This is a genomic window from Caminibacter sp., from assembly GCF_053999135.1.
Map to the genome: position 1 here is coordinate 22,650 of NZ_JBMXVQ010000071.1, position 26,954 is coordinate 49,603.

Sequence of the window (26,954 nt, forward strand, 5' to 3'; positions counted from 1 at the left end):
TTTCAAAAAAGGCAGTGTATGGAATTTAGGATAGACGCAACTGATGGTAATGCAAGAGCCTGCACGATTAAAACAGCCCATAGCGAAATAAAAACGCCGATATTTATGCCAGTTGGTACTGCTGCGGCGGTTAAAAGCCTTGATGCTATTGATATGACGGAAATTTTAGACGCTCCAATAATTTTGGGGAATACATATCATTTATATCTTAGGCCCGGTGATGAAACAATAGCAAAACTCGGGGGACTTCATGGATTTAGCGGATATAAAAGAAGTTTTTTAACGGACAGCGGAGGATTTCAGGCTTTTAGTCTTGGTGATAATGTTAAATTTACTGATGAGGGTATATGGTTTAAAAGCCATATTGACGGGTCTAAACATTTTTTTTCGCCTGAAAAAGTTATAGATATCGAATATAACCTTAACAGCGATATTATGATGGTTTTGGATGATTTGATTCCTCTTCCAAATACCAAAGAAAGAATTAAAAAATCAATTGAAAGAACTACAAAATGGGCGTATAGGAGTTTAGTTCATCATATAAAAAGAGGTAAAAAAAACAATCTTTTTGCAATTATCCAGGGTGGGACTGATTTTGAGATTAGACGTATTAGCGCTCAAAGCCTTGTATCGATTGAATATGAAGGACATACGTTTGACGGTTTTGCAATAGGAGGGCTGAGTGTCGGTGAAGAAAACGCCCTTATGTATGATACTATAGAAGCCACTACACCTTTTATGCCTCAGGATAAACCGAGATACTTAATGGGAGTAGGGACACCTGAAGATATTATTGAAGCGATTGACAGAGGCGTTGATATGTTTGACTGCGTTATGCCTACCCGGAATGCCAGAAACGGATATCTTTTTACGTCTTTTGGAACACTTAGAATCAAAAACGCCAAATATAAACTTGATGAATCACCTGTAGACCCGAAATGCAGTTGTTATACATGCCGAAATTTCAGCAGGGCATATTTGAATCATTTATTCAAGGCAAAAGAGCTTACATATTTTAGACTTGCTTCAATTCATAATCTGCATTATTATCTGAATTTAGTTAAACAGGCGAGAAAAGCGATAATAAAAGGAACGTTTAAGGAATTTAAAAAAGAGTTTTATTCTTTACGTTCTAAATCTTAAAGGTAACTCTTTAAATTCCAGTCCTTTTTTATGCTTTATAATAGTTCCGTTTTTATCAACAGTAATGTAATATGTTTTTTCAGCTCCCATATAATCTTGAGATAAAACTTCTATTTCTATATTTTGGTTTTTTATTTCAACTTTTACAGGGGAATCCTCAAGCCCGAAATCATAAGTTTTGGACCAAACGATTTTGCCGTTTTTTATGAAAGTAATAAACAGGTCTTCTTGAGGATGTTGAATAGAACCTATAATTATAATGCCCCCGTTGAACGGTTTTATAAATTTTCCAAGTTCATTATCAGGAGCCTGAAATAAATAATTTTTATCTCCTTCAACTATTTCTATATCCGCTTTGTTTTTGTATGTAGTGAGTAACACTACAAGTTTTTCTTTAATAAAAAAATCTTGAGGTATATCAAATTTATTACCTATATATTTTTTAGAAATTATATTTAAATTAGTGTCCAATGTTAAAATTAAAGGCCTGTTTTCTTTTTGGTCATAACCTAAAAGATAAATTTTATTGTTTTTATAAAGGAGCTTTTTACCTTCTATTAATTGAGGAATGACTTTTTTCTTTAAAAGATTGTAATTTTTATCAAGTATAAAAATAGCTATTCCGTTTGCGTCAGGTAAAAAAAATGCATAATTTTCTCCTGCTTTTGCAAGGGCTTTTTTAGATATTTGGTAGTGTTCGATAATTTTCTTTTCTATTTCGGTGGTTTTTAAATCTTTTTCCACTGAAGGGGAATTTTTTACGCATCCTGTTAAAAGAAGTGCGGTTATAATTAAAATTTTTGCTTTCATGATATTTTCCTATTCGTAAAATGTTACGGAACTTTTTCCGAATTTTTTAGTTTTTGTTTTTTTATATTTTCCTAAATGTTCAGGAAAATCGTAATCGCTTTGATGTTCTATTAAAATTTTTTCAACGTTCATTTTAGGAAGGGTTTTGATAAGATTTTGTACTTTTTCATAAATATCCTCATATCCTTCCCTTATAGCAAACGGAGGGTCAAAATAAAAAATAGCTTTATTTTTTTTTCTTTTTAATTTTTCTATTACATCCCATATGGTATCAAAACTGTCTCCTAAAATAATTTCACATTTTTCCCTGTCTTCTTCTTTTAATGAGTCTATATTTCTTTTTAGGACTTTAGCAGCTTCAGGGTCTTTTTCTAAAAAGTAGGCTTTTTTAGCTCCTCGGCTTATAGCCTCTAGCCCTATGCTTCCCACTCCGCTAAATACTTCAACCCATGTAGAATCCGGTACTTCCCATTGAAGAGAGTTAAAAACGGATTCTTTTAATATCTGTTTTGTGCTTCTTGTGGTTTCTTTATCTCCCATATACAGTTTTTTACCTCTGTATTTGCCTCCTATTATTTTTATGTTACCTTTTTCCATAATACTCCTTTATGAGGTTTTTTAATTTTTGTTTGAACTCTTCGCATAAATCATTAAGTGCTTCTTCAAAAGTTGTTTGATTTCCTATAAGTTTTTCCAATTGTAGCAAAAGAGTTGTTTTTGTAAAAGGTTTTATGATATCTTTTCCTATTAAAATGCCTTCTTTTTCCGGATTATCGGTAATTGTAACACCTTTTTCATCTATATAATCTTTTAAAAAATATTCTAACGTTTTTTGAATAAGTGGGGAATCGCATTCAATTTTTACTTTCATAATTTCCTTTTTTCATAATTTTATCATAAAATATTAATAAGTTTTTAGTTTTGCCGATTATGTTATTAGGAATAAAGGAGCCTGTTATGGATATCTTCAGCTCAGTAAACAACAATATTCAAAAAAACGATTATTCCCAGAATATATATCAAAGGCAAAAAACTTCAAATGAAGTAGAACAGGTTCAGGAAGTTTCAAAACATATCGAAGAGAAAAAATCAAAAGACGAGCTAAAAAAAGAATTACAAAAAGTTATAGAAGAGTTAAATGAGGCTATGAATCCTTTAAATAAAGATTTAAAGTTTAGATTTAATGATAAGGTTAATGAATTAATAGTGGAAGTGGTAGATAAAAAAAACGATAAAATTATAAGACAGTTTCCACCGTTGGAAGCTTTAAAACTTATGGAAAAAATGAGAGAATTAATAGGATTATTGTTTGATAAGAAAGGGTAAACAATGGCAGAACTAGGTACTTTAAGCTCTTTAGGGATTGGTAGCGGTGTATTAAATTACGATGTGATAGATAAATTAAAAAAAGCTGATGAAAAACTTATGATAAATCCTTTAGAAAATAAACTCGATTTATTGAAAAAAAAAGAGTCTGCTCTTTCTCAGTTTATTACAATAGGTTCGACTGTAAAAACAGATATTTTGGATATAGCCGATGGGACTCTTTTTGCAAAAGTTAATACAAATGTGAATGGAAACAGTGTTAGTGTCAAAGCTGAAGACGGTGTTAAACCTCAGGAATTTACTATTGACGTTAAACAGCTTGCTCAAAACGACGTTTTTGAGTCAAAAGGATTTGCAACTCCCGATTCTGTTATAAATTCATCAGATAAAAGCGTTACTCTTGAAATAGGACTTGGGGATGAAAGCGTAAGTATCGATATAGGAGCAAATGCTACGTTGGAGGATTTAAAAGAGACTATTAACAATGCCGGTGCTGGTGTGACGGCAAGTATTATAGATACAGGAATTGGCGATAATCCTTATAAACTTGTTTTAAAAGCAGATAAAACCGGAAAAAATAATATTATAAAATTTGATTTTTCAAAAATAGACGATTTAGGGTTAAATGCAACCGATTATAAGTCTAAAGTATATAATTCAGATACCGATGTAGTAAACAGTACAGGAAGTACTCAAACGTTTACCGCTACGGTAAACGGAGAACATTACCAAATGGATGTGGAAGATGGAACTACTGTTAGTGATTTTATTGATGCTATTAATAATGGAGGATTAAAAGACAGTGAAGGAAATTCATTGGGAATAAGTGCCGAGTTTGTAGACGGTCAAATTAAATTTAACATTCAGGCAATCGGAGATATTTCGATTGATGACTCTAATTTAACGACGTCTTTTAATGATAATACTGATTTTAGTAATTCAAACAGATTACAGACGGCACAAAATTCTAACTTTACTTATAACGGGGTTGAGGTGGAAAGAGAGAGTAATACCATTGAGGATTTAATACCGGGAGTTACTATTAATCTTTCCTCAACAGGAAAATCTACGGTAAAAATAGATAATAATGTAGATGAAATAGTAAAGTCCATTAAAAAGTTTGTAGCAGATTATAATTCAATGGTTTCAAATCTTCAAAGTTTAACGGCATATGATAAAGATAGTGGTAATGTGGGTCTTTTTCAGGGGGATAGCGATTTTACGATGCTTAGCAGTAAATTTAGCCATGATATTTTCGGAGTGGTTTTAACCGATAAGGTAACAAAAACCGATAGAAATGGAAATCAATATACCGAAAATATAATTTTTTCGGCGACCGATGTAGGTTTTTCTATAAATAGAAACGGAATGCTGAGTTTTGATGAAAGTAAATTTAAAGAATCATATAAAAAGGCACCTGATTTGACCCAACGATTTTTTGAAACGGCTTTTACTAATTTAAAAACAGATTTTGAAACCAGCATAACTGGGGATAATTCAAATTTGAATCTCCTTGATAAACAGATTAAGGATGAAGAAGATAGATATGAGGACAGAAAGGATGCTATGAAAAAATTTTTAGAAACAAAATATGAAATAATGGCTAAACAGTTTGCGGCATATGACGAATCTATAAATAAGTTTAACGCTATGAGTCAGACATTGACTATGGCAATTCAGCAAGCAATTAATTCTAAATAAAGGATAAAACAATGACATATAATAAAGCTTTAAACAGTTATAATCAGATGAATATAAATATAGACAAACCGGAAAAATTGGTTTTAATGCTTTACGAAGGGGCTTTAAGATTTGCTAATTTTGCAAAAAAAGCTATAAAAGAAGGAGATATAGAAGAAAAAGTAAAATATATTATAAAAACCTCCAATATTTTTATAGAACTTATAAATGCGCTTGACTTTGAAAAAGGAGGGGATATTGCATATTATTTAAACGGTCTTTATGCTTATCAATTGGAATTGCTTGCAAAAGCTAATTTGGAAAACGAAACGAAATATTTAGATGATGTTATAAGAGTTTTAAAAGGCTTGATAGAAGCATGGAAAGAAGAAACGGGTCTTTGAAATGGATAAGTTTTCTTTAAATGAATTAAAATTAGCTATTATTAATAACGATATAGGGAAAATTATAGAAATTTCCAGTAAAGAGCCTTCTTTTTCCTCTATAAAAGAAGCTCAGGAAATTTTGTCTTTTATAAATAAGGCAAATGAAATTTTAAAAAAAGAGAAGTTAAAACTTTTTAATGATATGCAAGAAGTTAAGAAGCTTCAAAAATATTATCAAGAAGCAAAAGAAGATTCTTTTAATGTAGAGGGATGATTATTTTAATTTAAAAAAACTGCTGCCGCTTCCGCTAAAAAATCCGAAATCTTGGTATTTATATAAATCCGGGTAAAGCATAAGGGCCGGTTTTAATAAGTCGTTTAATTCTGAAGGTTTGTAATTATTTAATAATTCTAATGTTTCTTTTTTATCAAAATCACTGTCTTGTGGGTTAAAAAAATGTTGTTTATATGTTTGATATACTGCCGGTGTGGAACATTCTATAGGAGGGGTGAAAATTTCTAAAGCTAAAGCATTTTCATCTCTAGGGATTACAATATCTCCTCTGCCGTAAACATCTGCGACTTCAGCGTCCGTAATAAAAAAAGCAACATCGCTTCCTATTTTTTTGCCTATTTCTATTAGTTCTTGTGTTGATAAGTTAAGACCGCTTTTTTCATTTACTAATCTTAAAAATGCAGCTGCGTCGCTGCTTCCTCCTCCAAGTCCGGCCATTTCAGGAATGTTTTTGTTTATTCTTATTTCTTTTCCTATAAACCATTTTTTTATATCGGGATATTTTGAAGTAAGTTCTACATAAGCTTTAAAAACCGTATTGTCTCTTAAAACACAGTTGATATCTCCTACTATATTAAATTTATCGGCTTCTACTATTTCTATTTCATCATATAAATGTTTTACTTTCATAAATCTTGATTTTAACAGATGATAAACTCCGTCATGTCCTACTATTTTTAGAAAGATATTTACTTTTGCATAAGCTTTTATTTTCATAAAAGCGCCTTTGAATAACTTTTTAATTGTTCGTAACTTATCTCTTTATTTGCTTTTTTATTTTCTTTTGTAATTTCTTCTACCAGTTCTCCTCTTAGAATTTTTATATTTTGAGGAGCGTCTATACCTATTTTTACCTGGTTTTTTCCTATTTCTACAATAACTAATTCTATATCTTCGCCTATTTTTATTTTTTGATTTTCTTTTCTTGATATTACTAACATAACTCCATCCTGTTTAACAGATATTTTACTTCCGTGTTTTCTATTTTTATTATTGCAAAATAGTTATTGTATTTTACAAAATATTCTCCGTTTTCTTTTAATTTAAAATCATTTATATCAAGTTTTTTTCCTAAAAGCAAATCTTCGCTCTCTTTTAAATAAAAATTTTGAGGAATTTTGAGAAAATCCAGAGGGTTGAGAAGTTTTTCACATTCATATATGAATTTCCCTTCCTTTGTTCTTTCTAAATATGTGAGAGTACCTACGGTGCCTAGTTTTTTAGCTATGTCAAATCCGAGAGTTCTTATATAGGTACCTTCACTTACGCTTGATTTAAACGTAATAAAAGGATGAGAATAATTTATAAGTTCCATATTAAAGATTTCTACTTCTATTTCTTTATCCAGAAAGTCTTTGCCGTTTGTGGTGTAGGCCCTTATTCCGTTGATTTTTTTTGCCGAATATCTTGGAGGCAGTTGTTTTTGTTTGCCTTTAAACGAGTTTAATACTTCTTTTATTTTTTCCGTGGTTAAAGGTTTTACTTCTTCTATTTTTTCTATTTTTTCAATATCCATGGTAGGCGAATACGCTCCAAGCATTAATGTCGCTATATATTCTTTTGGAGTTTTTTGTAAAAATCTAAACAGTTTCGTATATTGACCCGAAGCTATAATAAGGCATCCGCATGCAAAAGGGTCAAGAGTTCCTGAAAATCCCATTTTTTTTATTCCATATTTCTTTTTTAACTGAGAGAGAAATTTATTTGAACTGATAAACATAGGTTTGTTCGCTACAAAAATCATATTGTTACATTTTTTCATTATTTCCTCTTTTATATTTTTTCCACAAAATCGCTTAAAATTTCTCTAACGCTTCCTCCAAAATCTATTTTAAGTTTCTTTTTATTTCCCGCTTTATTTATGCCTATAACTCTTCCGGTGCCGAATACTTTATGTTTTACAAGGGACCCGACTTTTAAAGAATTTGATTCTTTAAGGGCTACTTTGCCTTTTATAAGGCCGGCTTCCGTTAAAAATCTGCTTTTGTTCACATGAGTTCTTTGTCCTCTTAAATATCTGCTTTTTGTATAAGAAAGTACCAGTTCTTTTTTTGCTCTTGTAATGGCTACATAAGCTAGTCGCCTCTCTTCTTCTATATCGGCATCGTTTAAAGGGAAAAATCCTTCTTCCAATCCTATAACGAAAAGATGTTCAAACTCAAGTCCCTTGCTTGCGTGAATGGTCATAACGTTTATTAAAGCATCAGATAGTTTGTCCTGGTCGCTTTCAAGAGAGAGTTCGTTTAAAAATTCTCTTAAAGTTAAATCTTTTTTTTCTCTTATCATTCCGTAAAATTCTTCTACGTTTCTTTTTTTATCCTCGTCTTTATAAGAAGTTGAAAGATTTATATTCTCTTCTAAAATTTCAGGAATTTCTTCAATAGGAAGCTTACTTAAAAAGTTTATAAACTGGACAAAATCTTTTAAGGTTTTAGCTGCTTTTTTACTGATAAAATTAAGGTCGTCTTCTTTTATAAATTCTATAAAAGATTTATCCTTTTTTGCTTCTTCAAGTTTTATTAAAGTTGTTTTTCCTATTCCTCTTCGGGGTTTGTTTACCACTCTTTTAAATGAGTAATCATCGTTGGGATTTACTATAAGGCGTAAGTAACTTATCAAATCTTTTATTTCTTCTCTTTCGTAAAATTTCATACCTCCGACTAATTTGTAGTTAATGCCGTAACTTCTAAGTCCATCTTCAATAGACCGGGAAAGTGCGTTTATTCTGTAAAGAACAGCTATTTCATTTGGAGAAACGCCGTTTTGAATTAATTTTTTTATTCTTTTTGCTATTGTTTCAGCTTCTGCCACTTCATTAAAGTTTTCTATAACTTCGACCTCTTTTCCATCTCCTAATGCCGATATCAGTTTTTTATCATATCTGTTTTTATTAAAACTTATAAGATTGTTTGCAGCTTTTAGTATCTGATTGGTAGAGCGGTAATTCAGTTCGAGTTTAATAACCTTTGCGTTAAAATCTTTTTCAAATTCTAAAATATTTTTGTGGTTTGCCCCTCTAAAGCCGTAAATGCTTTGGTCGTCGTCTCCTACTACACATATATTACTATGGGTTAAGCACAGTTTTTTTAAAAGTAAAAGTTGAATTTCATTGGTATCCTGATATTCATCTACCATAATGTATTGGTATTTGTTACTTATTTCTTTTGCCAGGTCTTCATTTTCATTTAGAATTTGGTATGTTAATAATAATAAATCATCAAAATCTACCAAATTGTTTTCAAGAAGATATTTTTGATATTTATCATAAATTAAAGCCATCTGTTTATAAACTTTTTCATTTGCCAAGTTATAAACTTCATCCGGAGACAAAAAAGAATTTTTGTATTTGCTTATCTCTTTGCTCATAAAATTTGGAGGTAAATCCGAAGATATGGATTTTAATATTTTTTTCTGGTCGTCACTGTCGATAATAACAAAATTATTGTTTCTATTTAAAAGATGTATATAAAGTTTTAAAAATATAAGCCCGAACTTGTGAAATGTAAGGAGTAACGGCGGATGAGATATATTGTCTCCAATTAAATTAAGGGCTCTTTGTTTCATTTCGCTTGCGGCTTTATTCGTAAAAGTCAGGGTAAGTGTGCTTGCCGGGTCTATTCCTAAAGATAGAAGATAAGCAAGTCTGGTGGTAATTGTTTTTGTTTTTCCACTTCCGGCCCCCGCTAATATAAGTAGAGCACCGTCTATATGCGTAGCGGCTTTTTTTTGTGCTTCATTTAATTCTTCTAAAAATTTCATATTCCTCACTTTTTATTTTAATTATATCAAAAAAATTTTTGCAAAAAGTTATAAGTTTTAGTTATAATTCTTATAAAAAATATTAAAGTGGGGAGATGGTTATTAAGTATTTGGATAAAATTTATACGTTTTTGGTAATTAATAAAGAGTCCAGTTTTTCAAAAGCCAGTAAAATATTAGGAATTTCTCAGCCGGCTGTAACCCAGCAGATTCGAATTTTGGAAAATTTTTTAGGAGTTACTCTTTTTGAAAGAAAGAAAAATGGGGTTATCCTTACGAAGGACGGGCAAAATTTTTTAAAAATAGCAAATGAATTTGAAAATTTTTTAGAAGATTTTGATAAAAAGATAGAAAAATTTAAAAACTTAGATTCTCCTTTTTTAATAGGGGCTAGTCCTACTGTGGGAAACTATAATCTTCCTGAGTGTATAAGATATTTTAAAACCCTTATAGGTAAAGAAATTAATCTTATAATTAAAAGTAATGATGCTTTATTTGAAGACGTTAAAAACTCCGCTATAGATTTGGCTTTTGTTACAAAGAAAAAAAATAACGGTCTTAATTATGTTGAATGGCTAGAAGATGAGCTGGTGTTTTTTTCCAATAAACCCCTTCCTCCTACAATAGACCTTGATGATTTAAAAAATTATAAAATGATATGTCGAGAGCCTCATTCTTCTACAAGAGAATTTATAAAAAAAGAATTTGAAGAAAAACATTTTGAATGCGATATGCTTAACATCATAAGTATCGTTCATAATTCTACGGCATTGAAGTTTACCGTTATGAATTCCCATGAGCAGGTTGTATCCATTATTTCAAAAATGGTTATAAAAGACGAACTTAAAGAAAAAAAATTATTTGCGGCTAAAATTAAGGATTTAAATCTTAAAAGAAAAATATATATGACATATAAAGAAAAAACAAAAGATATAGAAGCGATTTTAAGCTTTATTCGCTCATAAATTTTTTGTTTCTAGGATTTAGCTCAAAAGGGTTTTTAGGCTTTTTAGGTTTAGGCAGTGTAGCTGCCACATTTATAAAAAGAGGAGTTTCGTCTTCTAAAATCTGAATGATGTTTTCTATCGGGACTGTTACTACACTTCCGAAATTTTCTTCCCCAAATCCAGCTTCAAATATTAGATTTTCACCCTCTATTTTTGCGGTTGAGAGAGTGTAATTTGCTAAGATAAATATTATTACGTCTTTAAATGCGCTGGAGATATGTTCGGGTAGTTTTGGAGAAAAATCTATGTCTTCATAAGCACATACTATACTGAATTCTTCTTGTAAATCAAGCAAAAAAGATAAAATCTCTTTTGCGTGTTTTTCCTTTAATTTCCTAAAATCACTGTTTTCTATAATCATTTACGCTCTCCTTGAATTCTTTTAACATATCTTTTACGACATTAATGCCTTTTTCCCAAAAATCCTCACTTTCTATATTTAAATTAAAAAGTGTGGCGAACTGTTTTTTTGGAGGAATACTTCCGCCTTGTTTTAAAAATTCAATGTATTTTTCTTCAAAATTTTCAAATCCCTCTTTATACAGTTTATAAAGACTAAGTACTAAAAGCTGGGCATACGAGTATGCATAACAATAAAAAGGAGAGTGTATAAAATGAGGAATATAACTCCACCAGATTTCATAATTTTTTGTAAGATATACGCTCTCACCAAACATTTTTTGGTTTTCTTCCATCCACAGTTTATTATATTCTTCCGGTTTTAGTTCGTCAAAACTGTGAACTCTTCTTTCAAAATTCGTAAATACTATCTGTCTGAAAAGAGTTGCGAAAATATCTTCAAGTTTTGCCGCGTATGTTTCTATAAGCTCTTCTTTTGAGAGAGTTTTTTTAATCTCTTCAAATAAAAGCATTTCAGCAAAAATACTTGCCGTTTCAGCCGTTGTTAAAGGGGTGTCCTGGTTTAAGTATCCAACGTCTTTTGCCAGGTACTGATGTATGGCGTGACCCAGTTCGTGAGCCAGTGTAAATACGTCTCTTCTTTGATTGGTGTAGTTTAAAAGTACATAAGGGTGGGCGGCTGGAGTAGCCGAGTGTGAAAAAGCGCCGCTTCTTTTACCTTCTTTTGGATAGACATCTATCCATCCTTCTTCAAATGCTTTTTTAGCTATTTCATAAAATGTCTGTGAGAAATTTTTAAAAGCTTTTAAGACCAGCTCTTTTGCTTCTTCATATGAAATTTCAGGAGTTTTGTCACTCAGTTTAATAGGAGCGTATCTATCGTAATCATAAAGCCTCTCATATCCTAAAAGTTCTTTTTTTATGTTATAGTAATCTTCTACGATAAAAGTGTTTGAATTTACGGTATTTACCAGTGCGTCAACACTTTTTTTACTGACTCTGTTTGCCAGATGTCTCGGAGATTCCGGTTCGTCATATCCTCTGATTTCAAGATAATCTATTTTCCAGTCTTTTTTTACCTGATTGTAGATATAAGCTAACAGTTCCTGATGAGGTTTTAATCCAAGAGTCAGGCTGACCTGCGCTTTTTTTCTTTCGTTTCTATCAGGCGAATATAGTTTACTTAAGACTTCTTCTTCACTTAACTTTTTACCTTCAAAGAAAAATTTTATCCTGCTTAAGCTTTCGTCAAACAGTCTTGTAAAAGCGCTGTTTGATGTTAAATCTTTTTTCATAAGTATTTTTTCTTCTTTTTCGCTGAGTTTATAAGGGGCTTCTTCTTGTAAATGAATAAGATAATATTTATAAACTCCGGCGTTATCTATAAATCTTTGTTGTTTGTCGATTGGAAGGTGGATGAATTCAAGTTCAAACCAGATTAAATGTTCTTCCGCCTGTGTTGCAAGTTCTTGAAATTTCGCTAAAAAAGGGCCTTTACTTGAATCTGTAGCGAATTGAAGATAGATATAAGTGAGGGCTCTTCCGATATTTTCCCAAATTTCTTCATATTCTTTTAAAACTTCTATAAATTCTGCAGGGGTTAAAGTATATAATCTGTTTTTATATTTTTTTTCAAAATCTTTTGCTCTGAAAATTGCTTGTTTTAAAAATTCTTCAGCTTCTGTAACAGAATCAAAAAGCGCTGATAAGTCCCAGTTCATTTGTTTCCTTTTTTATTGTATTTTATCAAATATCTATTAAATTTTTAATAGCGTTGTTTATATAATAGTTTACGTTTAGCAATGTTATGGAGATATAAGGGCTTATTTTATTTTCTTTAATGGCAAGTGTGATATCTATGGTTATTTCTTTAAATTCAGGTTTTTTACCTCCGTGTTTAAACCATTCGTAAAATTCTTTTGCAAAAACTAAAAGTTTATTTCTTATTTGCATGATGTATGTTTTTAAGAATTCATTATCGTCAAATAAAAATTCATCTATGTTATGGGCTATGTCTTTTATCTGTTTATTTGAGAGGGTTATTTTATAAAGAATTTTAAGTATTTCGTCGTTGTTGACTTCAAGAGCCGTTTTTTCTATTTCGGAAGAGAGTTTTTTAAGTAAAGAATACTCTTTTTCTATATCGTAATCTATAAAAAGATTTAGATAATCTGGGTTTTTAAAAGCTTTTGAAGAAATTTTAAAAGTGTGTAAATAAAATTTTAGGGATTTTTTTATAAATCTTTTAAGTTCTTTATGAAGAGCCTCATTTACAATTTCAGGTAAAGACGTGTCTATATGGGTTATATATTTGGTTACTATTACCGGTTTTTCTTTAAATATTAATTTTGAAAATTTTTCTAGCATATTTACAAAAGGAAGCATAATTAAAACTCCAAGAACGTTGAATACTGTATGAAAAATAGAGACGGCTATTATATAGTCGTTTTTTGATATAAAAAGAGTTAGTTTACTTAAAGGATTTAAAATAGCCAATACCAATAGAGCGGTTGTTATGTTAAAAACGGTATGGATTAAGGCGACTCTTTTTTTATTGTAATCTTTACCTATGCTTCCAAGCCAGGCTGTTATGGTAGTTCCTATGTTGGCTCCTATTATGATAAGAAGGGCTATTTTATATTCTATAACCCCTTCTGCCAAGGCTGTTAAAACTATAGCTGTTGTTGCCGAAGAAGACTGTATTATTGCCGTTATTACTATTCCAAGACCCACATAAAATAAAAAGTTGTAGTTTTGATATTTACTGAGGTCTATTGTATTCGCTATTTCTTTCATACTCTCTTTCATAAATTCCAGACCTATAAACACCAAGCCAAACGCCACCATAAATAAAAACAGATTTTTATATTTTTTGTTTTCCGCAAGCAGGTATCCCAGTGCTCCTATTATAAGAAGAGGATTTGATAAAAGTGTTATTTTAAGTTTAAAACCCAAAAGAGCGACTATCCATGTAGTTACTGTTGTTCCGATATTTGCTCCGAAAATAATTCCTATAGCGTTTTTAAGCGGCATAATTCCGGCCCCTACAAGAGCAAGGACTATTACGGTTGTGGCAGATGAGGATTGTATAAGAGCGGTTATTGCTATTCCGGTGAGAATTCCTCCATAAATAGTATTTGTATATTTTTTAACGAAGTCTTTTAATTTTTTTAAACCGATATTTTTTATACTTTCTTCCAAAAGAGACATAGCAAATATGAAAATACCAAGACCCGCTAAAAAACTTAAAATTTGATACATGACATCTCTTTTTCCTCGAAATCTAAAATAGCGTTTATCATAGCGAATTTTTTAAAAAATCTTAAATCGCTTAGTTTTATTATTTCTTCTTTTAAAAAACCTTTTTTTAACAATTCTTCTCTTTTTGTGCCTTTAAGCAGCGGATATTTTGGAGTAACCCACTCTTTTCCCGTAAAAAAAGCCAGATTTGATATGGTAGTGTCCGTAATAAAACCGTTTTTTACTAAAATAAATTCATCGTAACCTCTGTATTGATTGTGAATCTTTTCAAAATGTTTTCTATTTTTATATTTAAAAGAATAATCAAAATTGATTTTGACAATTTTAAATTTTTTAAATTCTCTTTTTTTTAAAGGAAAGGTTTCTATAAGTTTTATACCGTAAGCGGAATATGTGATTCTCAATCTTGATGTTTCTTTTTCCCAATGTTTTTTTCTTAACTCTTCCCACTCTTTTAAGTTAAATTTCCATTTAAAATAATTATAGCTTTTTTGGACCCTTGAAAGATGATATTTAAAATTTTGAATTTGAGCGTTTTTTATGAGTAACGTTTCTATAAATTCCATTTTGACTCCGTTGATTAAAATTTATACATTTTTTAAGAAAAATTTTATTTTAACTTAGTTATAATTATTTCAAATTTTAAAAAGGAGAGCAAATGAAAATCAAAGAATTTATCCAAGAATGCAAAGACAGAGAAATTGAATTCGTTGATTTTAGGTTTACAGATATTAAAGGCGTATGGCATCACGTAACTTATGACATCGATGCGATTGATGAAGAAATTTTAAGAAACGGACTTCCGTTTGACGGTAGTTCAATTCCCGCATGGCAGCCTATTAACGAATCTGATATGGTATTAAAACCAGACCTTGAAATAGGAACCCACTTTGTTGACCCGTTTACAGCGGACCCTACAATGGTGGTATTTTGTGATGTTTATAACACTGACGGAACTCCTTATGAAAAATGTCCAAGAAGTATTGCTAAAAAAGCTTTAAAATATATGGAAGAACAAGGAATTGCCGATACTGCATATTTTGGACCTGAGAATGAATTTTTCGTATTTGAAAATGTAGTAGTTAGAGATGAAATTAACGCTCAGTGTTATGAAGTGGATACGGCTGAGGGTGCTTGGAACGATTATGTGGCTGAATTTGGGGATGAACTGAATATCGGTCACAGACCAAGAACAAAAGGCGGATATTTCCCAGTACCTCCGGTTGATAGCATGATGGATTTAAGGGCCGAAATGGCAAAAGTATTAAAAGAGGTAGGACTTCAAACATTTGTTTTACATCATGAAGTTGCTCAGGGTCAGGGTGAAATCGGAGTTAAATTCGGTACTTTAATTGAAGCTGCCGATAACGTTCAAAAACTTAAATACGTTGTAAAAATGGTGGCTCATTTAAACGGAAAAACAGCGACATTTATGCCAAAACCTCTTTACGGAGATAACGGAAGCGGAATGCATACTCACATCTCTTTATGGAAAGACGGAAAAAACCTTTTTTATGGTGACGGGTATGCGAATTTAAGTAAGTTAGGTCTTAACTTTATCGGTGGAGTTTTAAAATACGCTCCGTCAGTTGCGGCATTTACAAACGCTTCAACTAACTCTTATAAAAGATTAATTCCTGGATTTGAAGCGCCTTCAATTCTTACATATTCTGCTAAAAACAGAAGTGCAAGCTGCAGAATTCCTTGGGGAGCAGGGGAAAAATCAGTAAGAGCCGAATTTAGATTCCCTGATAGTTCGTCTTGTCCGTATCTGGCATTTACAGCGCTTTTAATGGCAGGACTTGAAGGAATTAAAAATGAAATCGACCCGGGTGAACCGATGGAAATCGATTTATTTGAATTGACTCTTGACGAAATTAGAGAAAAAGGAATAAGACAGCTTCCTCATACTTTAAGAGAAGCGGTTGAAGAAATGCTTAAAAATAAAGAGCTGTTCAAACAGGGTAATGTAATGACAGAAGATTTTATTCAAACTTATCAACATTATAAATTTGAATCTGAAATCTGGCCGTGGGAGGGAAGACCTCATCCATATGAATTTATTACTACATATTCTTGTTAATTACTCTAAGGGGAGCTTTTTTTCTCCTTTTTTGATATAATTTAAAAAAGGGAAAAAAGGCTTTTTTATATGAGAATATTAATAGCTGATAATGATTTTATTTATTTAAAACTTCTCAAAAACTACCTGGAAAAATATCTTGTAAACATAAAATGTGAATTAGTTTCTTCTTTTAAAGAGTTAAAAGAAAAAAATTTGTCGGATTATGACCTTTTTATAATAAATATTTCTCTTCCAGATGTTGAAAACAACGAACACTTAGAATATATATTGAAATATTCAGATATATGTTATAGTTATTACTAAATTTGAAGATGATTTTTTAAAATCCTCTTTAAAAACAAAAGTAATTGATTATATTATCAAAGAAGATATTCATTCTATAGAATATCTGGTAAAACTTATAAAAAGGCTTGGAAAAAATAAAGATTTGAATGTTTTAATAGTGGAAGATTCTAAAATTATAAGAAAACATGAAAAAGAAATTTTAAAAAAAATCAAATTAAATGTATTTGAATCTGAAAATGGGAAAAGAGCCCTTGAAATTTTGAAAGAGGAAAATATTGATTTGTTAATAACCGATTTGGTGATGCCGGAAATGGACGGGGAAGAACTTATAGCAAAAGTCAGGGAAAATTATAGTATGAATTCTCTTCCAATAATAGTGATTTCTGGAAATGAAGATACGAATAAATTTTTAAAAACGTTAAAGCTTGGAGCAAATGATTATCTGAAAAAACCCTTTTTAAAAGAAGAGCTTATGATAAGGGTCAATAATCTTTTAGATGTTTACGATAATATGAGAAAAATAGAAAATCAACTTAAAAAAGACCCTTTAACGGGAGCTTATAACAGATTTTATCTTGAACATATTTTAGAAAACGCATTTAATATATATGAAACTAAATCTATCGCTATGCTTGATATAGACTTTTTCAAAAAGATTAATGACACATACGGTCATCAGATAGGGGATGAAATTCTCAAACATTTTGTAAACACAATAAAAAACTCTGTCAGAAAAAGCGATGTTTTAGTTAGATACGGGGGAGAGGAATTTTTAATATTTATGCCTAATACTTCAAAAAAAGAAGCGGCTATAGTTATTTATAAAATAAAAAAGGCTCTTAAACCTTATAAAGATATAAAATATACTTTTTCGGCGGGAATAGCTGATGAAGGGGAGTCTTTGGCGGAAATGATTAAAATAGCGGATGAAAGGCTTTATAAATCAAAAGAGGATGGAAGGGATAAAATAACTTTTTAATTTGGAATATAAACTTTTTTGATAAGCTCTTCATATTCGTCTTTCGGGTCGCTGTCAATTGTTATACCCCCTCCGCTTTTATAATAAAATAAACCGTCTTTTTTTTCTATGTATCTTATTATTACCGCACTGTCTAAAAATGTTTTTTCATCCGTTATGCCAAATATACCTGTATAAAAGCCTCTGTGGTATTTTTCCGTTTGTTTTATTATTTCCACCGTTTTTTTCTTAGGTGTGCCTGTTACAGAACCTGCGGGAAGCATCTGTTGAATAATATCAATCCAGTTTTTTTGCCAATTATTTAAAGTAGCTTCTATTTCACTGCTTACTTGTAAAAGTTCTTTATCTCCTGCTTTGATTTTATCAATAAATCTGAATTTATTTACTTTTACGTTTTTACCTATTATTCCCAGGTCGTTTCTTAGTAAATCCACTACCATTGTATGTTCTGCCATTTCTTTGGTATTTGTCAGTATTTTTTCTTTGGCGTTTTTTATAGAAGCGTCTATTGTCCCTTTCATAGGGTAAGTATAAATTTTGTTATTATCTATTTTAACGAATCTTTCAGGGGAAAAACATACGAATCTGTCTTTAAAAAAGAGTTTAAAGGGTGCTTGAGAAGAAGCAAATATTTCCATTAAAGAGCAGTTTGTTTTAATTTTGGTAGGAAACGTTAAATTTAAAAGGTAGGTATTTCCTTTTTTTATTTCTTTTATAACTTTATTAAACGCTTTTTTATATTTTAAATATGAAATAGGGGATTTTTGAATAATAAAACATTTTTTACCGCTTTTAAAATTATGATTTGAAAAAGAAGGAAAAGAAAAATATATATTTTGAAGGTTGTTAACTTTTTCTACATAAGTGTTTCCATTAAAATCTATTAAAAAAAATTTCATGTTATCCTATTAAATGTTTTAAAATGGCCATTCTCACGGCAACGCCGTTTTTAACCTGTTCAAGTACAAGACATCTTTTATCCGCAAGTACTTCGTCGTCAATGTCTATGTTTCTATGAACGGGTCCGGGGTGCATTATGTATATTTGTTTGTCTTTTATTAATTCTTTTGTAATTTTAAAATTTTGGGCGTAATCTTTTAACGATGCGAATGTAGGGGTTTGGTGTCTTTCCGTCTGAGTTCTTAACGATATTATAGCATCTGCAAATTCCACCGCTTCTTTTATATTATGGGTTATAGGAAGGTGTGTTTTAGGTAAAAAGTGAGGAGGCCCTACCAATAAAACTTTTGCTCCGAATCTTGTAAACAGTTCTATATCGCTGTTTGCAACTCTGCTGTTTCTAATGTCTCCCACTATTGCTATTTTTTTATTTTCTAAGCTGTCCCATTTTTGAAATAGGGTAAACAAATCCAGTAGTCCTTGGGTTGGATGTTGATGAGCTCCGTCTCCAGCATTTATAATAGAGCATTTTACATAGTTTGATAAAATTTTAGGCACTCCGGCCCTGTTGTGACGAACCACGATTGCATCGGGCCCCATTGCATCAAGATTTGCGGCGGTATCAAAAAGTGTTTCTCCTTTTGCCGTAGAGCTTCTTGCCACATCCAAATTTACAACGTCTGCTGAGAGTCTTAAAGCGGCTATCTCAAAACTGCTTCTTGTTCTTGTGGAGTTTTCAAAAAATATGTTAATAATAAGTTTTCCTTTTAAATCATCTCTTTTTTTTTCATCTAGATACTTTTTTGCATATGAAAATAATTGTAATATCTCTTCTTTTGAAAAATCTTTGGTATGGGTTAAATGTTTTGACATTTACTTCCTTTTTTGTATAATTTTACTATAAACTTATAAAAAAGGAGAAAAAATGGATTTTGGATTAATTATAGTATCAGGTTTTGTTACTACGTTTGCATTTATAGCCCTTGTTTATTATTATATGATGAAAGCAACGCCAGAAGCTTAATATTTAAGTTTTAAATAACATCGAAGGGGTGGTTCGTACCCCTCAATTGTTTTCGTTTCATCTTTACTTAAAAAATTTTCCAAACTTTCACCATCTATCCATTCTGTTTTGCGCTGTTCGTAAGTGGTGGTATATCGTTTTCCTATAAATTCCACATTTGAAAATTTTGCTTTTTCTATCCAATTATAAAGAGCTTTTAAAGTGGGAATAAAATAGACGTTTTTCATTTTTGCATATCTTACGGGACATAAAGCAATATCTCCATTTCCTTCTATTATTAACGTGTCAAGTATTACTTCTCCGTCTTTTTTTAGCCCGGCTTTTAGCTCTTTTAGCATATCAATAGGGTCGCGTCTGTGGTATAAAACCCCCATGCAAAAAATAACGTCAAATTTTTTTTCATAATACGGAATATGCTCGACTCCTAAGAGTTTATAATCGATATTGCTTTTTATAAATTGATTAATAAAATCAAATTGAAGATTAAAAAGTACGCTTGGGTCAAAACCAGTTATGCTTTTTGGATTCATTTCAAGCATTCTAAACATATAATATCCGTTGTTGCAGCCAACATCAAGAATATCTTTATTTTCTAAGTTTAAATGAGGTTTTAGCGAGTTCCATTTTATATAACTTTTCCATTCGCTGTCTATAAAAAGATCGTTTATTTTAAAAGGCCCTTTTCTCCATGGTTTTAACATAAGCGCCAATTCTTTGATTTCGGGCATTAAATTTTCATCAGTTTTTACTTCTATTGTGTCGTTTAATTTATATTCGGCGTTTTTTATGTGAAAAGTATTTAATTTTTCTTTTAAGGGTTTAATATTTTTCCATTCAAACCATGATTTTCTTTCTTTTAATATCTCTTTTATATTCATTTTGGTCCTTAATTACACTCCAGGCAAGGAGGCAGAGGTTTTTTCTTTTTAAATTTTATATCGTAATCGCATTCTTTATAATATGTACCGTATAAACCGTAATTTTCTTCACAATTTTGATAATATTTAAAAGAAATTCCTTTTTTAGTAACACATCCCACAAATAAAAATGGTATTATAAACAAAAAATATTTCATTTTACTTTCTTTTTTATAAAATTATATCAAAGGATAAATATGAAAGATATAAATCAAATTTTAAATATTTTTAAAAAGCTGGTATTAATTCCTCATTGCAGCGGTAACACCGAAGAGATGAGAGATTTTATAATAAGTTGGTGTGAAAATTTTGAATATCAGGTAAATGTTGACAAAGCCGGTAATATTTTGGCGGTAAAAGGTGAGCCGGTTTTATGCCTTCAGTCGCATTACGATATGGTTTGTGTCGGAAAGGCGCCTGATATAAAAATAGTTGAAGAAAACGGATGGCTTATGGCGGAAGATTCTTCTTTAGGAGCGGATAACGGAATAGGTGTGGCTATTATGTTGTATTTAATTTCTCAAAAAAAACCTCTTGAATTTTTGTTTACCAATGATGAAGAAATAGGGTTAATAGGGGCTTTTAATTTAGAGCATCAGATAAAATCAAAATATCTTTTAAATTTAGATAGTGAAGATGAGAATATTTATATAGGATGTGCAGGAGGGGTTGATGCAAGGATAAAATATCCTAAAAGTGTAAAAAAAGTTTACGGAACAAAAGGGGAAATAACAGTAGATAAACTTCCAGGAGGTCATAGCGGAGTGGATATAGATAAAAATCTTCCAAACGCTATAGTAGAGCTTTTAAAAAGAGTTAAAAATACAGCGTATCTTAAAGGAGGGGAAAGAAAAAATTCCATTCCCGTAAGGGCTGTAAGCGAAGAGATATTCGAAGGTATTGAAGAATTTGAGGTATATGATGAAAAATATATCCATTTTTTAAAAGAGCTTCCTCATGGAGTACTAGAATATGACTTTAAATATAAAGTTCCAAGTAAATCCGTTAATTTTGCTTTGCTCGACGGATTTAAAGCAGTACTTAGCGCACGGGCTAACAGCAGCGAAAAATTAAAAGAAGTTAAAGAATATATTTTATCTAAAACAAAAGGGGCGGATGTTCAATTTGATGGAGAATATCCTGCATGGGAGCCTGAAGAAAACGAATTTACCGATTTATTAAAAGAGATAACAAAAGCTCAATTAAAAGTAATTCATGCAGGGCTTGAGTGTGCGGTACTTAAAAATAAATTTCCTGATATTAAAATGGCTTCTTACGGTCCTATTATAGAAAACCCTCATTCAATAAGAGAAAGGGTAAAAATCGAATCGGTAAAAAAAATATATGAAACCGTAGCTAAGCTTGTTGATATGTTATAATAAAAAAATTAGTTTAAAAAGGAAAAGCTGTGAATACTCATAAAATAATTTCGGGTTTTTTCTTTATTTTAGCAATGACGCTTAATTTCGGATTTGTTTACGGGGATCCTACGGTAATTGAACAGCACAGCGCGTATGAGCTTTTTTTTACAATCATAGTGAATTTGATAGCGACAATTCTTAAATTAGGCGATAAAACCCAGCTTGGAGCCGTACTTTTGGCAACGAGTCTGGTTGCAGATTTGCAGTTGTTGGCGTCTGCTGCCGTATGGGCGGTGGCACTTTACGGGGTTCAGAAATTTACCGTTACAACTTCGGTTACAATTGTTTCACTTTCAGGAGGTGCTTTTTTGGCAAATCTTGTATCGGTAATACTTTTTATCGGTGATACGCTAAAATCTAAAAGATAATTAATTATGGACAACCAACTTATTTGGATTATTTTAAAAAAATTAAGAGCGCCGTTTCTGGTTATTATAGTTACTTTTTCAATTTCAATTCTCGGAATGATGCTGATACCGGGAGTTGATGATAAAGGAAATGTTTATTATCTTAATTTTTTTGATGCTATTTATTTTATAAGCTATATGGCGACCACAATAGGTTTTGGAGAATCCCCTTACGCTTTTACCTATCCTCAAAAGCTGTGGGTTACGGTTGCAATTTATTTAACGGTGATAGGCTGGTTTTACGGAATAGGGACTATTGTTTCGCTTATTCAGGATGAAACGCTGAAAAAAGCCATAAATACGAATAAATTCAGAAAACAGGTTTTAGGTTTAAAAGAAAAATTTTATATTATATTAGGATATAACAGAATAACAAAAGATATTATTAATTTTGCGGGTGAAAAGGGTTACAGATTTGTAGTAATTGATAAAAATGAAGAAAAAATAGAAGAACTGCATCTTGAAAATTTTCAGCCTTATGTTCCCGCTATAATGGGGGACGCTACAAATCAGAACGTGTTAAAACTTGCGGGAATCGGGCTTGAAAACTGCAAAGGCGTTATATCTTTGTTTGAGGATGACGCTAAAAATATGGAAATTGCCACTGTTTGCAAACTTCTTAATAAAAATATCGATATAATAGTAAAAGCAACTTCAAAAAATCAGTTTGATTATTATAAGTCATTAGGGATTAAATATATACAAAACCCTTTTAAAATCATATCCGACAGAATTTATTATAATCTCACTTCTCCCTATATTTGGCTTTTAGAACTTTGGGCATACGGGCACAGCCTTAAATTTTCGAAAAAGGACCTTTTTCCACACGGAAAATATCTAATCTGCGGATACGGAAGAATGGGAAAAGCGCTGGAAGAGGGACTTAAAAGAGCTGGTATCGAGTATGAAATTTTTAATATTAAAACCCAAGAGTATAAAGCCAAAAAAGGCAGCGTAATATTCGGGGATGAAGAAGATAAAAAAAATTTAGAAAAACTTGATATTAAAAGATTTGATGCAATAATTGCTTCGACTAACAATGACCTGCTGAATTTAACCATTATAAATAAAGCAAAAGAATTAAACCCTGAAATTTATACAATAGCAAGAGAAAATTCACTTGAGGATTTAACTATATTTCAAGCCGCAAAAATTGACAGAATATATGTTTTGGAAAAAATTTTAGCGGAATATACTTATACGGTTATTTCCAGGCCGCTTGTGAATGCCTTTATTGAAGAAATAAGAAAAAAAGATAATGAATGGGCTGAAGTTATCGTAAATATGTTAAAAACGATAGCCGGTGAAAATCCGCTTTATTATGAAATTGAAATAAATGAAAAAAACGCTTACGCACTTTGCAGGAGGCTTAAAAAAGGTGAAAAAGTAACGTACGGAGATATAAGGAAATCCAGGGCTGACAGAAACAAAATTTTAAAAATAGTGTATCTTTTATTAAAAAGAGACGGAAAAACGATACTGATGCCGACTCCGCATACGGAAATAAAAATAAACGATAAACTGTTAATAGCGGCTGATGAGGAAAATATTGATGATTTCGAATATATTGTAAATAACATATACGAACTTGAATATATTTTAAACAAAAAGGAGACATAATGAGCGAAAAACTTTTTAAAGGTGTTTTGAATTTTAAAAAAGAGGATTTTGAAAATTATAAAGAGCTTTTTCAGGAATTAAAAGAAGGGCAAAAACCGCACACTTTTTATATCGGTTGCAGCGACAGCAGGATTGTGCCGAATTTAATAACCAAAACAATGCCCGGTGAAGTGTTTGTTATAAGAAACATAGCAAATATAGTGCCTCCGTACGATTTAAACGACGGTACTTATAAATGTACCGCAAGTGCCCTTGAATATGCCGTTAAATATTTGGAAGTCGAAAATATTTTAGTCTGCGGACACAGCAACTGTGGTGGATTAAAAGCTCTCTTTTATCCGCCTGAAAAACTTGAGGCGCTTCCTAACGTAAAAAAATGGCTTGAAATTATTGATGATGTAAAAAAAACCGTAGAAAGCATACAAGACCCGAAATTAAGGGAATGGGAAGTAGAACAGCTCAATGTCATAAAACAGCTTGATAATTTAATGAGTTATCCGTTTGTAAAAGAAAGGGTTGAGAGCGGAAAACTAAAATTAATAGGGTGGTATTACATAATTGAAACGGGTGAAGTTTATAACTATAATAAAGAAAAAAACGAATTTGAGCTTATTAATTAATAATTTTTTCTGAAATATTCGTCTATTCCTTTTGCTATTCCCTTTGCTATTCTTTGTTGATAATCGTTGTTAAAAAGTCTTTTTGCTTCTATCGGATTTGTCAGATATCCCATTTCTATTAAAATAGCCGGCATTTGAGTTCCGACAAGGACCCAAAAAGGAGCTGGTCTTACTCCTCCGTTTTTTACAAAATATTTTTTTCTGATTTCTTTTAACATACCGTTTTGGATATCGATTGCAAGTTTGTTTGAATCTATTATTCTGTCTTTATTTAAAAAGCCCAAAATTACTCTCTGGTCTAAATAATTTAAACCCTTTATTTCTCTGTTTTCGAGTTTGGCGACTCTTATTGCTCTTTCGCTTCTTGTTGGAGAGAGATAATATGTTTCTATCCCGTTTGGGGATTTTGAATGTTTTGGGGCTATATTACAGTGAAGAGATATAAAAAGGTCCGCTTTTTTGACATTTGCAAAATGGGTTCTTTTTTTAAGAGGAATAAATATATCTTTGTTTCTTGTCAAATAAACAATATAACCTCTTTTTTTTAATTCTTGTGCCAGTTTTTTTGCTACGGATAAAACAGCATGTTTTTCATATCGTCTGCCTATTCCTATCCCTCCGCTGTCTTTTCCTCCATGTCCTGGGTCTATTACTATAATTTTTTTATGGGAGAAGAGAGTTTTTTTTGCCGGTGTTTTTTGTTTTTTAACAGCCTGTTTGTTATTTAAAGATACAAATAATATATCGTTTTTGATGTTATAATTAAGTTTGAAAGGTTTTCTGGAGAAATATACGATTCTTACGGTGTTTTTATCGAATTGAGCTATTTTAAGAGTGATATTTCCTATTTTTTTTGTAATAAAGGATGGGGTAATCGAATTTTTTATATCAAATACTTCTTTATAAAGCCTGTTTTTAAGAGTAAAATGTTTAATTTTAGCTTGTTTTGGAAAGGATATTTTTAAGGGGTTAGTGGTATGGATTTTTAGATATTTTTTAAAAGAGGAAGGTTTAAAATTTTTTTTAGTTGCTGTTTTCTTTTTTTGAAGTTTTTTTGTTAATTTTAAAAGTTTGTTTTTATATTCTTTTATATCAAAATTTAAATATTTTCCGCATTTAATAAGTTCTTTTAAGGCTTTTATCTCTTTTTGTGTGTCATTATCCAAAAGAGCTTCTATATAAAGCTGCTGGTTTTTGTAATAATCCTGATACGCTGTGTTGAATGAGGACGTATCACATCCAAAAGCAAAAACAAAAAAAAGAAAAAATAAAAATTTTTTCATAATCTCTGCGTAAGTTCCTCCATAAGTTCTTTTACATGAAGTAATTTATCCGCTTTGTAAGCATATGCTCCGCTGAAATAAAGACCGTTTTCCAAATCACCCTCATATGCGTCTGCCAATCTGTCGGCAATACAATATCCTACTTTTCTGGCTTCTTCTCCTCTATGACATGGCTGTACGCAGTTTGAAATACATTTTATAATAGGACCTTCTTTTTTTTCCACTTTTTCAATAAGTTTTGTTCTAACTCCCCGTGCCGGATATCCAACAGGCGATTTCATAAGAATAATATCGTCTTTTTTCGCATTTAATAAAGTCTGCTTAAATTCGTCGCTCGCGTCGCATTCGTAAGTTAATGCAAATCTTGTTCCTATTTGAACACCCTGAGCTCCTAAATTTAAAAATTTTACTATATCTTCGCTGTTCCAAATACCTCCTGCGGCTATTACTGGAATATTTTTATCCCATTTATCAACTTCTTCTCTAACTTTTGGGACTAAATTTTCAAGTTGATTTTCCTCTTTAAAACACTCTTCATATTTAAATCCCTGATGACCACCGCTTAGAGGACCTTCTACGATAACTGCATCAGGGAGTCTTTTATATCTTTTTTCCCATCTTCTGGCTATTACTTTAAAAGCTCTGTCGGTTGAAACTATAGGTACTAAAGCCACATCTGGAAAATCTTTTGTGTATTCTGGCATATCGGTCGGAAGCCCGGCACCGGTTATGATTATATTGGCTCCGGCTTCACAGGCGTCTTTTACAACTCTGCCGTAATCGTTTATGGCATAAAGAATATTACATCCAAGAGGAGCATCGCCGCATATTTTTCTGGCGTTTTCAAATATTTTAAAAAGTGCGTCACGGTTATAAAACTCTTTTTCCAAAAGAGGTCTGCCTTCTACCTGTTTTTTGGCGTATTTTTTATTTTCGTAATACCCGGTCCCGACTGCGCTAATTACTCCAAGACCGCCTTCTTTGCTAACGTTTCCGGCAAGTCTGTCCCAGCTGATACCAAGTCCCATTCCGCCTTGAATAATCGGATATTTTATTAAGTGTTTTCCAATTTTTAGCGACTTCATTATTTTACCTTTACTTTAGCGAATTTTCTTTTTCCTATTTGAAGAATATATTCTTTTCCGCTCTCAAGCATTAAATTCTGATCACTGATTTTTTCCTGATTTACCCTTACAGCCCCGCCTTTAATATGACGCCTGGCTTCGCTTTTGGAGTTTGCAAGTTTTGTGACGACCAGGGCGTCTACCACATTCATAGGTTCAATTTCAAATGTTTCTATATTATCTGGAATTTGTCCCTGTTTATGGACTTTATCAAAATGTTCTTTTGCTTTGATACCGGCCCCTTTTCCATGAAATCTGTCA

The 26,954-nt window shown here is 31.3% G+C and carries 31 protein-coding genes; 13 read left to right on the top strand and 18 right to left on the bottom strand.

The window, feature by feature from the left end:
- Positions 1-18 precede the first annotated feature (18 nt).
- The gene (gene tgt, locus ACXJH6_RS05590) at positions 19-1,143 is read left to right on the top strand and encodes a tRNA guanosine(34) transglycosylase Tgt (protein WP_456470773.1); all 1,125 of its coding nucleotides are present in this window, start codon (positions 19-21) and stop codon (positions 1,141-1,143) included.
- Here the strand turns inward: tgt and ACXJH6_RS05595 are convergent.
- Genes ACXJH6_RS05595 through ACXJH6_RS05605 form a run of 3 tightly spaced genes read right to left on the bottom strand, consistent with a single transcriptional unit; the run spans position 1,126 to position 2,824 of the window.
- The gene (locus tag ACXJH6_RS05595; RefSeq protein WP_456470774.1) at positions 1,126-1,953 is read right to left on the bottom strand and encodes a hypothetical protein; all 828 of its coding nucleotides are present in this window, start codon (positions 1,951-1,953) and stop codon (positions 1,126-1,128) included. The genes tgt and ACXJH6_RS05595 overlap by 18 nt on opposite strands.
- A 9-nt stretch (positions 1,954-1,962) precedes the next feature.
- Positions 1,963-2,550, bottom strand: coding sequence for a 16S rRNA (guanine(966)-N(2))-methyltransferase RsmD (gene rsmD, locus ACXJH6_RS05600; RefSeq protein WP_456470775.1), 588 nt, complete (start codon positions 2,548-2,550; stop codon positions 1,963-1,965).
- On the bottom strand, positions 2,537-2,824 hold the full coding sequence (locus ACXJH6_RS05605; RefSeq protein WP_456470776.1) for a hypothetical protein: 288 nt from the start codon (positions 2,822-2,824) through the stop codon (positions 2,537-2,539). The genes rsmD and ACXJH6_RS05605 overlap by 14 nt, the downstream gene beginning before the upstream one ends.
- A gap of 86 nt (positions 2,825-2,910) precedes the next feature.
- Here ACXJH6_RS05605 and ACXJH6_RS05610 point away from each other — a divergent pair, with 86 nt between their 5' ends.
- From ACXJH6_RS05610 to ACXJH6_RS05625, 4 genes are read left to right on the top strand one after another with little or no spacing between them, the layout of a single operon-like run.
- The gene (locus ACXJH6_RS05610) at positions 2,911-3,279 is read left to right on the top strand and encodes a flagellar protein FlaG (protein WP_456470777.1); all 369 of its coding nucleotides are present in this window, start codon (positions 2,911-2,913) and stop codon (positions 3,277-3,279) included.
- A gap of 3 nt (positions 3,280-3,282) precedes the next feature.
- Entirely contained in the window at positions 3,283-4,980 is a 1,698-nt protein-coding gene (gene fliD, locus ACXJH6_RS05615; RefSeq protein ID WP_456470778.1) for a flagellar filament capping protein FliD, read from the top strand.
- An 11-nt stretch (positions 4,981-4,991) separates the two neighbouring features.
- Positions 4,992-5,363 carry a flagellar export chaperone FliS gene (fliS, locus tag ACXJH6_RS05620; RefSeq protein ID WP_456470779.1) on the top strand — a complete coding sequence of 124 codons (372 nt, stop codon included), beginning with the start codon at positions 4,992-4,994 and terminating at the stop codon, positions 5,361-5,363.
- Between the two features lies 1 nt (position 5,364).
- Positions 5,365-5,619, top strand: a complete 255-nt coding sequence (locus tag ACXJH6_RS05625; protein WP_456470780.1) for a hypothetical protein — start codon at positions 5,365-5,367, stop codon at positions 5,617-5,619.
- On the opposite strand, the gene ACXJH6_RS05630 is transcribed toward ACXJH6_RS05625, so the two are convergent.
- The 4 genes from ACXJH6_RS05630 to ACXJH6_RS05645 are packed head-to-tail and all read right to left on the bottom strand — an operon-like array spanning position 5,620 to position 9,399.
- Positions 5,620-6,357 (bottom strand): 4-(cytidine 5'-diphospho)-2-C-methyl-D-erythritol kinase, encoded by a 738-nt coding sequence (locus ACXJH6_RS05630; protein WP_456470781.1) that lies wholly within the window; start codon positions 6,355-6,357, stop codon positions 5,620-5,622.
- The gene (gene csrA, locus ACXJH6_RS05635) at positions 6,354-6,581 is read right to left on the bottom strand and encodes a carbon storage regulator CsrA (protein WP_456470782.1); all 228 of its coding nucleotides are present in this window, start codon (positions 6,579-6,581) and stop codon (positions 6,354-6,356) included. The genes ACXJH6_RS05630 and csrA overlap by 4 nt, the downstream gene beginning before the upstream one ends.
- Complete coding sequence (truB, locus tag ACXJH6_RS05640; RefSeq protein ID WP_456470783.1) at positions 6,575-7,402, bottom strand: tRNA pseudouridine(55) synthase TruB; 828 nt, start codon at positions 7,400-7,402, stop codon at positions 6,575-6,577. Before truB ends, csrA begins: the two co-directional genes overlap by 7 nt.
- Before the next feature lie 11 nt (positions 7,403-7,413).
- Positions 7,414-9,399 carry an ATP-dependent helicase gene (locus ACXJH6_RS05645; protein ID WP_456470784.1) on the bottom strand — a complete coding sequence of 662 codons (1,986 nt, stop codon included), beginning with the start codon at positions 9,397-9,399 and terminating at the stop codon, positions 7,414-7,416.
- Positions 9,400-9,494: 95 nt separating this feature from the next.
- On the opposite strand from ACXJH6_RS05645, the gene ACXJH6_RS05650 reads away from it, so the two are divergent.
- The gene (locus ACXJH6_RS05650) at positions 9,495-10,364 is read left to right on the top strand and encodes a LysR family transcriptional regulator (protein ID WP_456470785.1); all 870 of its coding nucleotides are present in this window, start codon (positions 9,495-9,497) and stop codon (positions 10,362-10,364) included.
- On the opposite strand, the gene ACXJH6_RS05655 is transcribed toward ACXJH6_RS05650, so the two are convergent.
- The 4 genes from ACXJH6_RS05655 to ACXJH6_RS05670 are packed head-to-tail and all read right to left on the bottom strand — an operon-like array spanning position 10,351 to position 14,593.
- Positions 10,351-10,767, bottom strand: a complete 417-nt coding sequence (locus ACXJH6_RS05655) for a hypothetical protein (protein ID WP_456470786.1) — start codon at positions 10,765-10,767, stop codon at positions 10,351-10,353. The two genes, ACXJH6_RS05650 and ACXJH6_RS05655, sit on opposite strands and share 14 nt — an antisense overlap.
- Positions 10,748-12,487, bottom strand: a complete 1,740-nt coding sequence (locus ACXJH6_RS05660; RefSeq protein WP_456470787.1) for a M3 family oligoendopeptidase — start codon at positions 12,485-12,487, stop codon at positions 10,748-10,750. Before ACXJH6_RS05660 ends, ACXJH6_RS05655 begins: the two co-directional genes overlap by 20 nt.
- A 25-nt stretch (positions 12,488-12,512) precedes the next feature.
- The gene (locus ACXJH6_RS05665; protein ID WP_456470788.1) at positions 12,513-14,027 is read right to left on the bottom strand and encodes a Na/Pi cotransporter family protein; all 1,515 of its coding nucleotides are present in this window, start codon (positions 14,025-14,027) and stop codon (positions 12,513-12,515) included.
- Entirely contained in the window at positions 14,012-14,593 is a 582-nt protein-coding gene (locus ACXJH6_RS05670) for an aminotransferase class IV (protein WP_456470789.1), read from the bottom strand. Before ACXJH6_RS05670 ends, ACXJH6_RS05665 begins: the two co-directional genes overlap by 16 nt.
- A 92-nt stretch (positions 14,594-14,685) precedes the next feature.
- Here ACXJH6_RS05670 and glnA point away from each other — a divergent pair, with 92 nt between their 5' ends.
- The 3 genes from glnA to ACXJH6_RS05685 all read left to right on the top strand — a co-directional run bounded on the left by glnA (position 14,686) and on the right by ACXJH6_RS05685 (position 17,377).
- Positions 14,686-16,110, top strand: a complete 1,425-nt coding sequence (gene glnA, locus ACXJH6_RS05675; protein WP_456470790.1) for a type I glutamate--ammonia ligase — start codon at positions 14,686-14,688, stop codon at positions 16,108-16,110.
- 69 nt (positions 16,111-16,179) lie between these two features.
- Positions 16,180-16,416, top strand: coding sequence for a response regulator (locus tag ACXJH6_RS05680; protein ID WP_456470791.1), 237 nt, complete (start codon positions 16,180-16,182; stop codon positions 16,414-16,416).
- Positions 16,417-16,540: 124 nt separating this feature from the next.
- A complete protein-coding gene (locus tag ACXJH6_RS05685; protein ID WP_456470792.1) occupies positions 16,541-17,377 on the top strand; it encodes a diguanylate cyclase in 837 nt (278 codons plus the stop codon).
- On the opposite strand, the gene ACXJH6_RS05690 is transcribed toward ACXJH6_RS05685, so the two are convergent.
- From ACXJH6_RS05690 to ACXJH6_RS05705, 4 genes are all read right to left on the bottom strand, one after another.
- Positions 17,374-18,276 carry an aminodeoxychorismate synthase component I gene (locus ACXJH6_RS05690; protein WP_456470793.1) on the bottom strand — a complete coding sequence of 301 codons (903 nt, stop codon included), beginning with the start codon at positions 18,274-18,276 and terminating at the stop codon, positions 17,374-17,376. The genes ACXJH6_RS05685 and ACXJH6_RS05690 overlap by 4 nt on opposite strands.
- Before the next feature lies 1 nt (position 18,277).
- Positions 18,278-19,150 (bottom strand): aspartate carbamoyltransferase catalytic subunit, encoded by an 873-nt coding sequence (locus tag ACXJH6_RS05695; protein ID WP_456470794.1) that lies wholly within the window; start codon positions 19,148-19,150, stop codon positions 18,278-18,280.
- 147 nt (positions 19,151-19,297) lie between these two features.
- On the bottom strand, positions 19,298-20,179 hold the full coding sequence (gene cmoB / locus ACXJH6_RS05700; RefSeq protein WP_456470795.1) for a tRNA 5-methoxyuridine(34)/uridine 5-oxyacetic acid(34) synthase CmoB: 882 nt from the start codon (positions 20,177-20,179) through the stop codon (positions 19,298-19,300).
- Between the two features lie 8 nt (positions 20,180-20,187).
- Positions 20,188-20,376: a hypothetical protein gene (locus ACXJH6_RS05705; protein ID WP_456470796.1), complete on the bottom strand. Its 189-nt coding sequence runs from the start codon at positions 20,374-20,376 to the stop codon at positions 20,188-20,190.
- Positions 20,377-20,415: 39 nt separating this feature from the next.
- Between ACXJH6_RS05705 and ACXJH6_RS05710 the strand changes: the two genes are divergently transcribed.
- The 4 genes from ACXJH6_RS05710 to ACXJH6_RS05725 are packed head-to-tail and all read left to right on the top strand — an operon-like array spanning position 20,416 to position 24,286.
- Positions 20,416-21,597: a M20/M25/M40 family metallo-hydrolase gene (locus tag ACXJH6_RS05710; RefSeq protein WP_456470797.1), complete on the top strand. Its 1,182-nt coding sequence runs from the start codon at positions 20,416-20,418 to the stop codon at positions 21,595-21,597.
- A 29-nt stretch (positions 21,598-21,626) separates the two neighbouring features.
- Positions 21,627-22,007, top strand: a complete 381-nt coding sequence (locus ACXJH6_RS05715; protein ID WP_456470798.1) for a DUF6394 family protein — start codon at positions 21,627-21,629, stop codon at positions 22,005-22,007.
- Positions 22,008-22,013: 6 nt separating this feature from the next.
- Positions 22,014-23,666, top strand: coding sequence for a potassium channel family protein (locus ACXJH6_RS05720; RefSeq protein WP_456470799.1), 1,653 nt, complete (start codon positions 22,014-22,016; stop codon positions 23,664-23,666).
- Positions 23,666-24,286 carry a carbonic anhydrase gene (locus tag ACXJH6_RS05725; protein WP_456470800.1) on the top strand — a complete coding sequence of 207 codons (621 nt, stop codon included), beginning with the start codon at positions 23,666-23,668 and terminating at the stop codon, positions 24,284-24,286. The genes ACXJH6_RS05720 and ACXJH6_RS05725 overlap by 1 nt, the downstream gene beginning before the upstream one ends.
- On the opposite strand, the gene ACXJH6_RS05730 is transcribed toward ACXJH6_RS05725, so the two are convergent.
- The 3 genes from ACXJH6_RS05730 to ACXJH6_RS05740 form a co-directional block, all read right to left on the bottom strand.
- Positions 24,283-25,569, bottom strand: coding sequence for an N-acetylmuramoyl-L-alanine amidase (locus tag ACXJH6_RS05730; RefSeq protein ID WP_456470801.1), 1,287 nt, complete (start codon positions 25,567-25,569; stop codon positions 24,283-24,285). The genes ACXJH6_RS05725 and ACXJH6_RS05730 overlap by 4 nt on opposite strands.
- Positions 25,566-26,654, bottom strand: a complete 1,089-nt coding sequence (locus tag ACXJH6_RS05735; RefSeq protein WP_456470802.1) for a nitronate monooxygenase — start codon at positions 26,652-26,654, stop codon at positions 25,566-25,568. The genes ACXJH6_RS05730 and ACXJH6_RS05735 overlap by 4 nt, the downstream gene beginning before the upstream one ends.
- The coding region (locus ACXJH6_RS05740) for a S4 domain-containing protein (RefSeq protein ID WP_456470803.1) at positions 26,654-26,954 on the bottom strand (301 nt) is incomplete at its 5' end. The genes ACXJH6_RS05735 and ACXJH6_RS05740, both read right to left, overlap by 1 nt.